Origin of the sequence: Marinimicrobium agarilyticum DSM 16975 (assembly GCF_000423345.1) — a bacterium.
Classification (GTDB): Bacteria; Pseudomonadota; Gammaproteobacteria; order Pseudomonadales; family Cellvibrionaceae; genus Marinimicrobium; species Marinimicrobium agarilyticum.
The window spans coordinates 1-15831 of the sequence record NZ_AUHU01000021.1 but is presented as its reverse complement, the minus strand read 5'-3'; the positions used below and the strand labels follow the sequence as shown (position 1 = coordinate 15831).

Annotated in this window: 13 protein-coding genes and 1 tRNA gene; all 14 read right to left on the bottom strand. The window is 55.4% G+C overall.

All coding sequences use genetic code 11. From position 1 onward, the window contains the following. On the bottom strand, nucleotides 1–110 hold a 110-nt coding region (locus G547_RS23200), incomplete at its 3' end, for a GTP-binding protein (protein WP_211224578.1). A gap of 33 nt (nucleotides 111–143) precedes the next feature. Then, nucleotides 144–2264, bottom strand: coding sequence for an elongation factor G (gene fusA / locus G547_RS0115820; protein WP_027330684.1), 2121 nt, complete (start codon nucleotides 2262–2264; stop codon nucleotides 144–146). 96 nt (nucleotides 2265–2360) lie between these two features. Then, nucleotides 2361–2831 carry a 30S ribosomal protein S7 gene (rpsG, locus tag G547_RS0115815; RefSeq protein WP_027330683.1) on the bottom strand — a complete coding sequence of 157 codons (471 nt, stop codon included), beginning with the start codon at nucleotides 2829–2831 and terminating at the stop codon, nucleotides 2361–2363. Nucleotides 2832–2974: 143 nt separating this feature from the next. Next, entirely contained in the window at nucleotides 2975–3346 is a 372-nt protein-coding gene (gene rpsL / locus G547_RS0115810; RefSeq protein ID WP_024462568.1) for a 30S ribosomal protein S12, read from the bottom strand. Nucleotides 3347–3524: 178 nt separating this feature from the next. After that, nucleotides 3525–7748, bottom strand: a complete 4224-nt coding sequence (gene rpoC / locus G547_RS0115805) for a DNA-directed RNA polymerase subunit beta' (RefSeq protein ID WP_027330682.1) — start codon at nucleotides 7746–7748, stop codon at nucleotides 3525–3527. A gap of 96 nt (nucleotides 7749–7844) precedes the next feature. Beyond that, the gene (gene rpoB / locus G547_RS0115800; protein WP_027330681.1) at nucleotides 7845–11930 is read right to left on the bottom strand and encodes a DNA-directed RNA polymerase subunit beta; all 4086 of its coding nucleotides are present in this window, start codon (nucleotides 11928–11930) and stop codon (nucleotides 7845–7847) included. A 247-nt stretch (nucleotides 11931–12177) separates the two neighbouring features. Further along, the gene (gene rplL, locus G547_RS0115795) at nucleotides 12178–12552 is read right to left on the bottom strand and encodes a 50S ribosomal protein L7/L12 (RefSeq protein ID WP_027330680.1); all 375 of its coding nucleotides are present in this window, start codon (nucleotides 12550–12552) and stop codon (nucleotides 12178–12180) included. A gap of 60 nt (nucleotides 12553–12612) precedes the next feature. Then, entirely contained in the window at nucleotides 12613–13107 is a 495-nt protein-coding gene (gene rplJ / locus G547_RS0115790; RefSeq protein ID WP_027330679.1) for a 50S ribosomal protein L10, read from the bottom strand. 242 nt (nucleotides 13108–13349) lie between these two features. Next, a complete protein-coding gene (gene rplA / locus G547_RS0115785; protein ID WP_027330678.1) occupies nucleotides 13350–14045 on the bottom strand; it encodes a 50S ribosomal protein L1 in 696 nt (231 codons plus the stop codon). Nucleotide 14046: 1 nt separating this feature from the next. After that, entirely contained in the window at nucleotides 14047–14478 is a 432-nt protein-coding gene (gene rplK, locus G547_RS0115780) for a 50S ribosomal protein L11 (RefSeq protein WP_027330677.1), read from the bottom strand. A gap of 179 nt (nucleotides 14479–14657) precedes the next feature. After that, on the bottom strand, nucleotides 14658–15191 hold the full coding sequence (nusG, locus tag G547_RS0115775) for a transcription termination/antitermination protein NusG (RefSeq protein ID WP_027330676.1): 534 nt from the start codon (nucleotides 15189–15191) through the stop codon (nucleotides 14658–14660). A 7-nt stretch (nucleotides 15192–15198) separates the two neighbouring features. Further along, complete coding sequence (secE, locus tag G547_RS0115770; RefSeq protein WP_027330675.1) at nucleotides 15199–15567, bottom strand: preprotein translocase subunit SecE; 369 nt, start codon at nucleotides 15565–15567, stop codon at nucleotides 15199–15201. A 31-nt stretch (nucleotides 15568–15598) separates the two neighbouring features. Next, a tRNA-Trp gene (locus tag G547_RS0115765) sits at nucleotides 15599–15674 on the bottom strand. A gap of 63 nt (nucleotides 15675–15737) precedes the next feature. Next, nucleotides 15738–15831: EF-Tu C-terminal domain-related protein (locus G547_RS23195; protein ID WP_157209908.1), on the bottom strand; the 94-nt coding region annotated here is incomplete at its 5' end.

Below are 15831 nucleotides of genomic sequence, written 5' to 3'. Positions count from 1 at the left end.
AAGCACACGCGCGTCAGCGCCGCGGTCAGCGTGGTTTTACCGTGGTCAACGTGACCGATGGTGCCCACGTTGATGTGGGGCTTTTTGCGTTCAAACTTTTCTTTTGCCACTGTCTTCTTCCTCTAATATCTGAAAGTCAGAAATCAATTGTCGCTAGAGACTTTGCTCTTAGCGATAACTTCGTCGGCCACATTGCGCGGCGCTTCGGAGTAGCCCTGGAACTCCATGGCGTAGGTCGCACGACCTTGTGTTGCCGAGCGCAAATCGGTCGCGTAACCAAACATCTCCGCGAGCGGTACTTCGGCATTTACAACCTTACCGGAAACACTTTCTTCCATGCCCTGAATGAGACCACGGCGACGGTTGAGGTCACCCACAACATCACCCATGTTTTCTTCAGGGGTGACCACCTCGACCTTCATCATCGGCTCAAGCAGAACGGCGCCGCCCTGTTGTGCCAATTTCTTGGTGGCCATAGAAGCCGCAATTTTAAAGGCCATCTCGTTGGAGTCAACATCGTGGAACGAGCCATCGTACAGCGTTGCCTTCAGGCCCAACAGCGGGTAGCCGGCCAAAACACCATTCTGCATCTGCTCCGATATACCCTTCTGGACCGCGGGAATGTATTCCTTCGGAACAGCACCGCCCACGATCTCGTTAGAGAATTCCAGACCTTCCGCTTCGCTGTCTTCGCCCGGCTCAAACCGGATCCAGACGTGACCGTACTGGCCGCGACCACCGGACTGGCGAACAAACTTGCCCTCGATCTCACAAGTATTGCGAATCGCCTCGCGGTAGGCCACCTGAGGCTTACCAATGTTGGCTTCAACTTTAAACTCGCGACGCATGCGGTCAACAATGATATCCAGGTGCAACTCACCCATACCACCGATGATGGTCTGACCGGTCTCTTCGTCGGTTCTGACACTGAAAGATGGGTCTTCCTGGGCCAGCTTGCCGAGAGCAACGCCCATTTTTTCCTGGTCAGCTTTGGTTTTCGGTTCAACAGCCACATGAATAACGGGATCGGGGAATTCCATCCGCTCAAGCGTGATCACATGATTCGGATCACACAGAGTGTCGCCCGTCGTGACGTCTTTAAGGCCTACCGCTGCCGCGATATCCCCAGACAGTACTTCTTTGATTTCTTCACGGTTGTTGGAGTGCATCTGCACCATCCGACCAACGCGTTCTTTTTTGCTCTTAACCGGGTTAAACACCGAATCGCCGGAGTTGAGTTTACCGGAATAAACCCGGAAAAACGTCAAGGTACCCACGAAGGGGTCTGTGGCGATTTTGAACGCCAACGCAGCAAAGGGTGCTTCATCATCCGCGGCCCGGGTTTCAACAGTATCTTTCCCGTCGTCCAGAATACCTTCAATCGGGCGAACCTGATTCGGCGCCGGCAGGTATTCGATTACGGCATCAAGTACCGCCTGAACACCTTTGTTTTTGAAGGCCGAACCACCCAGAACCGGTACAATTTCGTTAGCCAACGTGCGAGAACGGATACCAGCCTTGATTTCGTCGTTGGTCAGCTCACCTTCTTCCAGGTACTTTTCCATCAACTCTTCATTGGCTTCGGCGGCGGCTTCCATCAAGACTTCGCGCATTTTTTCGCACGTATCCTTCATCTCTTCAGGAATATCCGCATAGTCAAAGGTCATACCCAGATCGGCTTCATTCCAAAGAATGGCCTTCATCTCGACCAGGTCAACAACCCCTTTAAAATCCTCTTCCGTACCGATAGTCATCTGCAGCGGGACAGCATTGGCGCCCAAACGGGTTTTCAGCTGCTCAACCACGCGCATGAAATTGGCACCGGTGCGGTCCATCTTATTGACGAAAACCATCCGAGGAACTTCGTACTTGTTGGCCTGGCGCCATACGGTCTCGGTCTGCGGCTGGACACCGGAGGAGCCGCAAAGAACCACAACCGCACCATCCAGAACCCGCAGCGAACGCTCCACCTCAATGGTGAAGTCAACGTGCCCCGGGGTATCGATGATGTTGATGCGGTGCTGATCGAACTGCTGTCCCATCCCTTTCCAGAAACAGGTAGTCGCCGCAGAGGTAATGGTAATGCCCCGCTCCTGTTCCTGCTCCATCCAGTCCATGGTAGCCGCGCCCTCATGGACCTCGCCCACTTTGTGGGACAGACCGGTGTAGAACAAGACGCGTTCGGTGGTGGTGGTTTTACCGGCGTCGACGTGCGCAACGATACCGATGTTACGGTAGCGTGCGATAGGAGTTTTACGTGCCACGACTGTATCCCCAATTGCTAATTCATTAAAACGGGAAAAGGCAGCCACTTGGCTGCCCTCACCCTCTCAATCTATCGACATTTTCAGGCAGCAGCCTTAGAAACGATAGTGCGAGAAGGCCTTGTTGGCTTCCGCCATACGGTGCACGTCTTCGCGCTTGCGAACCGCTGCACCCTTGCCCTGGGAAGCGTCAATCAGCTCACCGGCCAGACGCTGGGGCATGGATTTTTCGCTACGACCGCGGGAGAAGTCCACCAACCAACGCATTGCAAGAGCAACGCGACGGCTCGGGCGGACTTCAACTGGCACCTGGTAGGTCGCACCACCGACGCGGCGGGATTTCACTTCCACCAACGGCGCAATGTTCTCCAGGGCTTCGTCAAACACTTCCACGGGGTTGCGGTTGAGCTTTGACTCTACCGACTCCAGAGCGCCGTATACGATACGCTCTGCAACGGATTTCTTACCGCTAACCATCACATGGTTCATAAACTTCGCCAGCGTCACATTGCCGTATTTGGGATCCGGCAGAATTTCGCGCTTAGCGACAACTCTTCTTCTTGGCATCTTAAATAGCCTCTCTTCAGGATTTGTCTAAGACTCCGGTACCTGCTTGTTACACAGGCGCCGCGCTCAGCCTTACTCGGTTCGCGCCCGCAGGCGCCGCCGAAAACGCATTGAAACCCATCAACCCCAAAGGGGCAGACGGTTTACTTGGGCCGCTTGGTACCGTATTTGGACCGGCCCTGCTTACGGTTGTTGACCCCAGAGGTGTCCAGAGAACCGCGCACGGTGTGGTAACGCACACCCGGCAAGTCCTTCACACGACCACCACGGATCAGAACAACGCTGTGCTCCTGCAAGTTGTGCCCTTCACCACCGATGTAAGAAGACACCTCAAAGCCGTTGGTCAGGCGCACACGGCAAACCTTACGCAAGGCCGAGTTTGGCTTCTTCGGCGTGGTGGTGTAAACGCGGGTGCAAACGCCGCGCTTTTGAGGGTTGGCTTGCAGAGCGGGAACGTCGCTCTTTTGAACCCTGCGTTTTCTCGGCTTACGAACCAACTGGTTGATCGTTGCCATGAAAATAAACTCCACAAGTATTAAAACGCCCTCTCTTGGAAGGCTTGATGAAAGAGAGCGGCTTGTCCGCTCCCCACTTTGGAAAAAGCGGGTGGCGCATTGTAATGAGGCCGACCCCTGCCGTCAAGCAGAAGCCGGCCTCGCCACCCGACGCCCCGTGGGCGTCACCCTTTTTCCGTTAGTTGCTGGACTTCAGCGCCTCGGTCAGAGCCGCTTCTACGTCCTCCGCGCTGACACCCGCATCCGGCGCAGCCATTGCCGCTTCACGACGACGCTTGCGCTCGGCGTGGTAGGCAAGACCCGTACCGGCGGGAATCAGGCGGCCAACGACCACGTTTTCCTTCAACCCAGCCAGCATATCCTTCTTACCGGTTACCGCCGCTTCCGTCAGAACCCGCGTGGTTTCCTGGAAAGAGGCCGCCGAGATGAAGGACTCGGTCGCCAGAGACGCCTTGGTGATACCCAGCAGCAGACGTTCAAACTGAGCCGGTTGACGATCCTCAGAGCGCAAACGCTCATTCTGCTCCAAAACGGAGCTCAGCTCGACCTGCTCACCTTTAACGAAGCTCGAGTCACCCATTTCAGTGATTTCAACCTTACGCAGCATCTGGCGGACGATCGTCTCAACGTGTTTATCGTTGATTTTAACGCCCTGCAGACGGTAAACGTCCTGAATCTCGTTGGTGATGTAGTGGGCCAACGCCTCAATGCCCTGCAAACGCAGGATATCGTGCGGGTTGCTCGGGCCGTCGGAGATCATTTCCCCTTTTTCGACCTTTTCACCTTCGAACACGTTCAACTGGCGATGCTTCGGAATCAACACCTCATAGTGGGTAGAGCCATCCGGCAGCGGTTTGCCGTCGGTCGGCGTGATAACCAGCCGGCGCTTGCCCTTGGTTTCCTTACCGAAGCTGACCGTACCGGAAATTTCCGCCAGAATGGCCGGCTCTTTCGGTTTTCGGGCCTCAAACAGGTCAGCCACTCGAGGCAGACCACCAGTAATATCTCGGGTCTTCGAGCCTTCCTGCGGAATACGCGCGATGACGTCGCCCACCTGAATGTCGTTGCTGTCGGCAATGCTCAAAATGGCCTTGGCCGGTAGCATGTAATGCGCTGGCGCGTTGGAGTTGGCCTGAATCAGCTCATTGCCAGCTTCATCCACCAGGGTTACCGCCGGGCGCAGATCTTTACCCGCTGACGGGCGCTCCGCCGGATCCAGCACTTCAATGGAGCTCAAACCGGTCAGCTCATCGGTCTGACGACGAACGGACAGACCGTCTTCCATACCGGAGAAGCGGACCTTACCGGCCACCTCACTCACAATCGGGTGAGTGTGCGGATCCCATTTGGCGATAATCTGGCCACCATCGACCTTATCGCCATCCTTCACGGTGATCAGTGCCCCGTAAGGAATCTTGTAACGTTCGCGTTCACTGCCTGCGGCATCGGCCACGGCCAGCTCACCGGAACGGGAAACCGCCACCAGATTACCGTCTTTGTTGGTAACCACTTTCACGTTAATCAGACGGACCGTACCTTCCTGCTTCACCTGGACATTGTCTGCGGCAGAAGCACGGGAGGCGGCACCACCAATGTGGAAGGTCCGCATGGTCAACTGAGTACCCGGCTCACCAATGGACTGCGCCGCGATAACACCCACGGCCTCGCCCTGGTTTACTCGATGACCGCGCGCGAGGTCACGCCCGTAGCACATCGAGCAGACACCGTTGCGAGACGCGCAACTGACCGGTGACCGGACAATCACTTCATCGATACCCATGGACTCGACGCGCTCAACCCAGGCTTCGTCGATCATGGTGCCCGCAGGCACGAGGATTTCGTCACTGTTCGGACGCACGACATCACGCGCGACGATACGGCCCAGAATCCGATCGCCCAACGACTCGATGACATCGCCACCCTCAATCACGGGTGCCATTTTCAGGCCTTCGTCGGTACCACAATCCACCGAGGTCACAACCAGATCCTGCGACACATCCACCAGACGGCGGGTCAGGTAACCGGAGTTGGCGGTTTTCAGTGCAGTATCCGCAAGACCTTTACGCGCGCCGTGAGTGGAGATGAAGTACTGCAGTACGTTCAAGCCTTCACGGAAGTTGGCCACAATCGGCGTTTCGATGATCGAGCCATCCGGCCGGGCCATCAGACCGCGCATACCCGCCAGCTGGCGGATCTGAGCCGGGGAGCCCCGCGCACCGGAATCCGCGTACATAAAGACCGAGTTGAAAGAGTCCTGCTCTTCTTCCTCACCGTCTTTATTGGTCACAAACTCTTTACTGATGCCTTCCATCATGGACTTGGCGACCAGGTCGTTCGCACGAGACCAGATATCGATCACCTTGTTGTACTTCTCACCGGCGGTTACCAGACCAGAAGCAAACTGGGTTTCAATCTCTTTCACTTCTTTTTCGGCGCGCCCAATGATGCCGGCTTTCTCTTCCGGAATCGTAAAGTCGTTAACACCGATAGAGGCACCGGACTTGGTAGAGAAGTCGTAGCCCATGTACATCAGGCGGTCGGCAAAAATTACGGTTGCCTTCAAACCCACGACACGATAGCAGTAGTTGATGACCGCGGAGATAGCCTTCTTCACCATCGCCTTGTTGATCAACTCCAGCGGAATACCTTCTGGGGCAATTTCCCATAGCAGCATACGACCAACGGTGGAATCAACAATGTGAACCTTCTCTTCTTTCTCACCTTCGGCACCGACGAGAGTCTCGTTCAGACGCACCTTGATGCGAGCCTGCAGGTCTACCTGCTGGGAATAGTAGGCACGAGAAACTTCTGCCACGTCCGAGAACACCATCCCTTCGCCCTTGGCGTTAATGCGCTCACGGGTCATCCAGTACAGGCCCAATACCACGTCCTGAGAAGGGACGATGATCGGGTCGCCAGACGCCGGAGACAGAATGTTGTTGGTGGACATCATCAGCGCGCGGGATTCAAGCTGCGCTTCCAGGGTCAGCGGTACGTGAACCGCCATCTGGTCACCGTCAAAGTCGGCGTTATAGGCCGCGCAGACCAGCGGGTGCAACTGAATGGCTTTACCTTCAATCAGCACGGGCTCAAAGGCCTGAATACCCAAACGGTGAAGTGTGGGAGCACGGTTCAACAGAACCGGGTGCTCGCGAATCACTTCATCCAGGATGTCCCAGACCACGGCCTCTTCGCGCTCGACCATTTTCTTGGCCGCTTTGATGGTGGTTGCCAGGCCACGCAGTTCCAGCTTGCTGAAGATAAAGGGCTTGAACAGCTCCAGGGCCATTTTCTTCGGCAGACCACACTGGTGCAGTTTCAACGTCGGGCCGACCACAATCACCGAACGGCCAGAGTAGTCGACACGCTTACCGAGCAGGTTCTGGCGGAAGCGACCCTGCTTACCCTTGATCATGTCGGCCAAGGATTTGAGCGGACGCTTGTTGGAGCCGGTAATGGCTCGGCCGCGACGACCGTTATCCAACAGCGCGTCTACAGATTCCTGCAGCATGCGCTTTTCGTTCCGAACAATGATGTCCGGAGCGTTCAGGTCCAACAGGCGCTTCAGGCGGTTGTTCCGGTTGATAACGCGGCGGTAAAGATCGTTCAGGTCCGACGTGGCAAAGCGGCCGCCATCAAGCGGCACCAGCGGACGCAGATCCGGCGGCAACACCGGCAACACTTCCATGACCATCCACTCTGGCTTATTGCCGGAGTGAAGGAAAGCTTCCAGCAACTTCAAGCGCTTGGAAAACTTCTTGATTTTGGTTTCGCTGTTGGTGTTCGGAATTTCCTCGCGCAGGCGGTTCACTTCCGATTCCAGATCGATATCTTTCATCAGAATCTGGATCGCTTCAGCGCCCATCTTGGCTTCGAACTCGTCCCCGAACTCCTCCATGGATTCGAAGTACTGTTCGTCCGTCAGCAGTTGACCGCGCTCGAGTGTGGTCATTCCCGGGTCAGTCACCACGTAGGATTCGAAGTAGAGCACTCGCTCGATATCACGCAACGTCATATCGAGCAACAAGCCAATACGGCTTGGCAATGACTTCAGGAACCAGATGTGGGCGACGGGGCTGGCCAGCTCAATGTGACCCATACGCTCCCGGCGAACCTTGGCAAGCGTCACTTCAACACCGCATTTCTCGCAGATAATGCCACGATGCTTCATGCGTTTGTACTTGCCGCACAGACACTCATAGTCTTTTACTGGACCAAAAATTTTGGCACAGAACAGACCTTCGCGCTCCGGCTTGAAAGTACGGTAGTTAATGGTTTCGGGCTTTTTCACTTCCCCGAACGACCAGGACCGAATCATCTCCGGCGAGGCCAGACTGATCCGGATGGAATCAAATTCTTCGACTTGTCCCTGGGACTTGAGCAAATTGAGTAAGTCTTTCAAGGCGTTTTCTCCAGTAAGCTCTAGTGGGCATCAGTGCGATAGTTCCGCACAGCGGGGCCGGCTGGGCCGATCCCGCACCGTATTGGGTGCAGTGGGCTAGTCGTCTTGCTCCAGCTCCATACTGATCCCGAGCGAGCGAATCTCTTTCACAAGCACATTGAACGATTCGGGCATTCCCGGCTCCATCCGGTGATCGCCATCCACGATGTTCTTATACATCTTGGTACGACCGGCCACATCGTCCGACTTGACCGTCAGCATTTCCTGCAGGGTGTAGGCGGCACCATAGGCTTCCAGCGCCCAGACTTCCATCTCCCCGAAACGCTGACCGCCAAACTGCGCTTTACCACCGAGCGGCTGCTGCGTAACCAAACTGTAGGAACCGGTGGAACGAGCATGCATCTTGTCGTCCACCAAGTGGTTCAACTTGAGCATGTACATGTAACCGACCGTGACGGGACGCTGGAACTTGTCCCCACTACGACCATCGTACAGGACGCACTGGCCCGATTCCGGGAAGTCAGCCAATTTCAGCAGTGCCTTGATCTCGGGCTCCTGCGCGCCGTCAAACACCGGTGTCGCCATGGGCACACCGCCGATCAGGTTGCGAGCCAGTTCCAGGATTTCCTCGTCGCTGAAAGAGTTCAGGTCTTCCTTGGTCAGAGAATCACCGGTCTTGTTGTAGATCTCTTCCAGGAAACCGCGAATGTCCTTGACGGCCTTCTGCTGTTTGAGCATCTCGTTGATCTTGTCGCCAAGACCTTTCGCCGCCATGCCCAGGTGAGTTTCAAGAATCTGACCGACGTTCATCCGCGAAGGCACACCCAGCGGGTTCAGAACGATATCGACCGGAACCCCCTTGTCGTCGTAAGGCATGTCTTCGACCGGCATAATCACCGAAATCACACCCTTGTTACCGTGACGACCCGCCATCTTGTCACCGGGCTGAATCCGGCGTTTGATCGCGAGGTAGACCTTAACGATTTTCAGGACGCCAGGCGCCAGGTCATCCCCGGTGGAGAGCTTGCGTTTTTTGTCTTCGAAGCGATCGTCAAGAATCTTACGACGCTCGATCAATTGCGCTTCCGCCGCATCCAGCTGTTCGTTCAGGCTTTCTTCCGCCATGCGGATTTTAAACCACTGGTCGCGCTCAATGCTGTCGAGCTTCTCTTCGGTCAGCTCTTCACCTTTTTTGACGCCCTTGCCGGATGCCACTTTCTGACCGGTCAGCGCAGCGCGCAAGCGGCCGAAGATGGCACGTTCGACGATACGATACTCTTCGTTCAAGTCCTTGCGGACTTCGTCCAGTTGGTCGCGCTCGATTTCCAGGCTACGCTGGTCTTTCTCGAGCCCATCGCGAGTGAAGACCTGAACATCAATTACGGTGCCCTTGGTACCGGCCGGAACACGCAGGGAGGTATCCTTTACGTCGGACGCTTTTTCACCAAAAATGGCACGCAGCAGCTTTTCTTCCGGTGTGAGCTGGGTTTCACCCTTCGGCGTCACTTTACCCACCAGGATATCGCCACCGCCAACTTCCGCACCGATATAAACGATGCCGGAGTCATCCAGTTTGCTTAGCGCGCTTTCACCCACGTTAGGGATATCCGAGGAAATCTCTTCACTGCCCAGTTTGGTATCACGGGCAATACAGGTGAGCTCCTGAATGTGGATGCTGGTAAAACGATCTTCCTGCACCACACGCTCTGAGACCAGGATTGAATCCTCGAAGTTATAACCGTTCCAGGGCATGAACGCGATGCGCATGTTCTGGCCCAGAGCCAGCTCGCCCATATCGACCGAAGGTCCATCGGCAAGAATATCGCCGCGAGCAACCGTTTCGCCCACATTGACAATGGAACGCTGGTTGATACAGGTGTTCTGGTTGGAACGGGTATATTTGATCAGGTTATAGATGTCGACGCCGGCATCGCCTTCTTCGACTTCATCGTCATTAACCTTGATCACGATTTTGCCCGCATCCACGCTGTCCACCGTGCCGCCGTGCCGAGCAACAACACAGACACCAGAGTCGGAGGCGACGTTGCGCTCCATTCCGGTACCGACCAACGGCTTGTCCGCACGCAGAGTCGGAACAGCCTGGCGCTGCATGTTCGAGCCCATCAAGGCACGGTTGGCGTCATCGTGTTCCAGGAACGGAATCAGCGCCGCCGCAACGGACACGACCTGACGAGGCGAAACGTCCATCAACTGGACCTCTTCCGGGCTCTTCAGGTTGAATTCGTTCTGGTGACGAACGGAAACCAGATCCTCACAAAGCTTTCCATTCTTGTCGAGCTTGGCAGACGCCTGGGCAATAACATATTCGGATTCGTTGATTGCCGACAAGAACTCTATGTCGTCGGTCACCTTGCCGTCGATCACTTTCCGGTAGGGCGTCTCGAGGAAACCGTAGCTGTTCGTACGCGAATAAGTCGCCAGCGAGTTAATCAGACCGATATTCGGCCCTTCCGGCGTCTCAATCGGGCATACCCGCCCATAATGCGTCGGGTGTACGTCACGCACCTCAAAGCCGGCACGCTCTCGCGTCAGACCACCGGGGCCCAACGCGGACACACGACGCTTGTGAGTCACTTCCGACAGCGGATTGTTCTGGTCCATGAACTGAGACAACTGCGAGGAGCCAAAGAACTCTTTGACTGCGGCAGCCACCGGTTTGGCGTTGATCAGATCCTGAGGCATCAGACCTTCACTTTCCGCCATGGACAGACGTTCTTTAACGGCCCGCTCGACGCGGACCAGCCCGACACGGAACTGGTTCTCCGCCATCTCGCCAACAGAGCGAACACGACGGTTGCCCAAGTGGTCGATGTCATCCACAGTGCCCTGACCATTGCGAATGGAGATCAGTGTTTTCAGAACATCAACGATGTCGTCGTTCGACAAAGTCCCTTCGCCGGTCTCGTCTTCACGACCAAGACGACGGTTGAACTTCATACGACCGACATAAGAGAGGTCATAGCGTTCTTGGGTAAAGAACAGATTCTGGAATAACGCTTCCGCGGACTCTTTGGTCGGTGGCTCGCCCGGGCGCATCATGCGGTAAATTTCAACCAGCGCTTCGAGCTCGGTCCGAGTCGGGTCAAGGCGCAGGGTATCGGAAATAAACGGCCCACAATCCAGCTCGTTAGTATAGAGGGTCTCAATGGTATCGATGCCCTGCTTCGCCAGAATCTCAAGAATTTCTGTGGTGATCTCGGCGTTACATTCAACCAGCAACTCACCGGTTTCCTTATCGATCACATCCCGGGCCAGAGCGCGGCCCAAAAGGTACTCGGGCGGCACGACCATCTCGTCCACGCCGGCTTTCTCCAACTGGCGGATGTGGCGAGCGGTAATACGACGCCCCTCTTCCACCAGGACCTTGCCTTTCTTGTCCTTGATATCAAACGTGGCAACATCACCGCGCAGGCGCGAGGGAACCACCTTGAACAGGAATTGGCCATCTTCGCCCAGAACAAAGCTACTGGTCTCGTAGAACATGTCCAGCATTTCCTGGGAGCTGAAACCCAGGGCGCGCAGCAGGATGGTCGCAGGCAGTTTGCGGCGACGGTCAATTCGTACGTACACCAAATCCTTCGGATCGAACTCGAAGTCCAACCATGAACCGCGGTAAGGAATCACGCGGGCGGAATAAAGCAGTTTGCCCGAGGAGTGGGTCTTGCCTTTGTCGTGATCGAAGAAGACACCGGGAGAGCGGTGCAGCTGGGACACGATCACGCGCTCGGTACCGTTGATCACAAAGGTACCATTTTCGGTCATCACGGGGATCTCACCCATGTAGACTTCTTGTTCTTTAATATCTTTGATCGCCTTGTTGGAGGAGTCGCGATCATAAATGATCAGACGAACCTTCACCCGCAGCGGAACGGCGTAAGTCACGCCACGCAGAATACATTCGTTGACATCAAACGCCGCCTTGCCGAGACTGTAGCTCACATATTCGAGGGCCGCGTTACCAGAATAACTGACGATGGGGAAAACGGAACGAAACGCCGCGTGCAGACCCATATCGGCCCGCTCTTCGGGGGTGACATCTGCTTGGGCAAATCGTCTGTACGAATCCAGCTGAATTGCCAAAAGGTAAGGAACATCCATAACATGCGGCAATTTGCCGAAGTCCTTACGGATACGTTTTTTCTCAGTGTATGAGTAAGCCATCTGTAATCCCCAGCTTGTTCACGGATCGGGCTGATTCCAGGACAAAGCGCTAGCCTCTGGAGTCGTTGCTCTACCCTGTGCTACCGGAACGTGTGTCCTCGGTAGCCAAACTATGACAAGGCGCTATTTCAGAGCCTGGTCACTACTTCGGTCGTTACCGACGACCGGAAACGGAAAAAGGCTGGCGGGCAAAAGCCCACCAGCCCCGGTCCAAATGTGACTTTGGACAACTGAAGCACGAACCCAATTACTTGAGTTCGGCAGAAGCGCCAGCGTCTTCCAGCTTCTTCTTGGCTTCTTCGGCTTCTTCTTTGGAAGCGCCTTCTTTAACAGCCTTGGGAGCGTTTTCGACCATGTCTTTGGCTTCTTTCAAGCCCAGACCAGTGATCTCGCGAACGGCCTTAATGACGTTGACTTTCTTCTCACCGAAACCGGTCAGAATCACGTCAAACTCGGTTTGCTCTTCAGCCGCGGCGCCAGCGTCACCACCACCCGGGCCAGCTACTACGGCAGCCGCAGCGCTTACGTCAAACTTCTCTTCCATTGCAGAGACCAGCTCAACAACGTCTCTGACGGACATTTCCGCAATTGCTTCGATGATATCTTCTTTACTTACAGCCATGATGCTATTCCTACAAATGTGAGCTCAGAGCTCGTGGGTTCTGTTGAAGACGGCGGTTACTTACGCCGCTTCCGCTTCTTTCTTGTCGCGAACGGCCGCAATAGTGCGGACCAGCTTGCCAGCAGCTGCTTCTTTCATCACGCTCAGCAGTTTGGACAGGGCTTCCTCGTAAGTCGGCAGAGTCGCCAACATAGAGAAATCAACCTGTTCGCCTTCAAAGGCGGCCAATTTGATCTGCATTTGCTCATTGCTTTTCGCGAACTCCTTTAGGATGCGGGCGCCCGCACCGGGGTGTTCGTTGGAAAAAGCAATCAGGGTCGGTCCTACGAAGCTCTCATTGAGGCATTCGTAATCGGTACCCTCGAGCGCGCGACGGGCCAACGTATTGCGCACGACTTTCATCCAAACGCCGTGTTCGCGGGCCTCTTTGCGCAGAGTGGTCATGTCGCTTACGGTAACGCCGCGAGAATCGGCGACAACCGCAGACAGAGCACTCTTCGCAGCTTCCTGGACTTCAGCGACAATCGCTTTTTTGCCTTCAAGTCCTAATGCCACGGGATTTCTCCTGGGTTTGACGGTTCGGGGCAACCCCTTGCGTCGTTAACAACAACCAGCGTCAGACCAACCGCGCCCGACGCCCTCATTTCGGTGATATTCTTTCCCCCGGCATTGCCGGGACGGGTCCCACCATCTGCGTAGGCTGAAATATTAAGAACGGCATCTTGCAACACCGATCGCCTACGGTCTTTGACAGCCTGCGCCGAAGCGCAGACCCCAAAGCTCTTTGTGCCTCGGGCTTAAACCGCCAGAGACGACTGATCGATAACCAGGCCGGGGCCCATGGTGGTGCTCAGAGAGATCTTCTTGAGATACACACCTTTGGCCGTGGACGGCTTGGCTTTTTTCAAATCGTTGATCAGGGCTTCCAGGTTTTCTTTGATCGCTTGCGCGTCAAAAGACACCTTACCAATCCCGCCGTGAACTATACCGCCCTTCTCGGCGCGATAGCGCACCTGGCCGGCCTTGGCGTTCTTCACTGCCGTAGCCACGTCCGGGGTGACGGTGCCGGTCTTGGGATTCGGCATCAGGCCACGGGGGCCCAAAATTTGACCCAGCTGACCCACAACGCGCATTGCGTCCGGGCTGGCGACCACTACGTCGAAATCCATCTGACCGGCTTTGACCTGCTCGGCCAGATCTTCCATACCAACGATGTCTGCACCGGCTGCCTTTGCCGCTTCGGCGTTAGCACCCTGGGTAAAAACAGCAACGCGAACGTCTTTGCCCGTTCCGTGAGGCAGCGTGGTAGCACCACGAACCACTTGGTCGGATTTGCGCGGATCGACACCCAGGTTAATGGAAACATCAAAGGTTTCCGGAAACTTGACGGCGGACAGCTCTTTGAGCAGGGCAACCGCTTCTTCGAAGCTGTACTGTTTGGTCGCGTCCACTTTTTCATTGATGGCGCGCTGACGTTTACTCAATTTAGCCATGTTACACGCCCTCCACATCAAGACCCATGGCACGGGCAGAGCCCGCGATGGTGCGCACTGCAGCGTCCATATCCGCCGCAGTCAGATCCGGCATTTTGGTGGTCGCGATTTCCTCGAGCTGCTCGCGAGTCACTTTGCCCACTTTGTCGGTATTGGGCTTGCCACTACCAGACTTGATGCCAGCGGCCTTTTTCAACAGGAAGGACGCCGGGGGCGTCTTCATGGTGAAGGTGAAGCTGCGGTCGCTGTAAACGCTGATTACAACCGGTACCGGAGCGCCCGCTTCAAGGTCCTGAGTCTGTGCGTTGAACGCTTTACAGAACTCCATGATGTTGACGCCGTGCTGACCCAGTGCGGGACCTACCGGCGGACTCGGGTTTGCCTTACCGGCTGCGACTTGCAGCTTGATATAGGCAGATACTTTCTTAGCCATACAATCACTCCTCAGATGGGTGTTAGCGCCTCGAGAATGCCTTGGCAGGGCATTCTGTCGCTGGCTCCCCGCTCCGGACGATACTTATCGTCCGGAGACACGAAAACCTTCCTTCGCCCGCAGGCAAAGAAAGGTAAAAACTATGTCGCCTTCCTGGCGCCTAAACTCCCAAACCCGGCTCAGGTCTTCTCGACCTGGCCAAACTCAAGCTCAACCGGGGTTGAGCGTCCAAAAATCAGAACAGCGACGCGAAGACGGCTTTTCTCGTAGTTCACTTCTTCAACGACACCATTGAAGTCATTAAACGGACCGTCAATAACACGCACCATTTCCCCTGGCTCGAAAATCGTTTTCGGCTTGGGTTTCTCAATTGAGTCATCAACGCGCTGCAGAATTGCCTGAGCTTCCTTTTCGGTAATCGGGGCCGGCTGGTCAGCCTTGCCACCAATAAAGCCCATCACTCTCGGAGTATCTTTTACCAAGTGCCAGGTATCGTCGTTGAGCTCCATCTGCACCAGCACATACCCCGGGAAGAACTTGCGTTCGCTTTTGCGCTTTTGACCACCGCGCATCTCGACAACTTCTTCAGTAGGAACCAGAATCTCACCGAAGAACTCTTCCATCTTATTGAGCTCAACACGCTCCTTAAGGGAAGAGGCAACCTTCTTTTCAAAACCGGAATAGGCGTGCACTACATACCAACGTTTTGCCATTTATCACCTACCCAATAATCAGGGATGCCACCCAGCCAAAAAAGGTATCCAGCAACCAGAGAATGATCGACATAACAATCACCACGGCGATCACAATCAGCGTGGTCTGGTTGGTCTCCCGGCGCGAAGGCCAAACCACTTTGCGCACTTCAACCATTGACTCACGCAACAGCCGCCACAGACCGGCACCTTTCTCGGTTTGCAGAGCGATCAAAATGGCTACCGCGGCAACCACCAGCAGACCGAGCACGCGATACAGCAAAGGCTCGGCTGAGAAATGCGAATTTCCAACAACCCCAACCGCAATCAGACCGATAACCAGCAGCCACTTCAGTGGATCAAGCCGGTACTCTTTGGTTTCGGTTTTTGTATTCATAGGCTGTTGAAACCTTATCGCACTGTAAAGATGGCAGGCCAGGAGGGACTCGAACCCCCAACAGCCGGTTTTGGAGACCGGTGCTCTACCAATTGAACTACTGGCCTGTAACTTTTGACGGGAACAGGGGCTCTAATGAGCCCCTGCCACAACTACACTTATTACCAGGCTTACTCGATGATCTTGGAGACCACGCCAGCGCCTACGGTACGACCGCCTTCACGAACCGCGAAGCGCAGACCTTCTTCCATCGCTACCGGATGA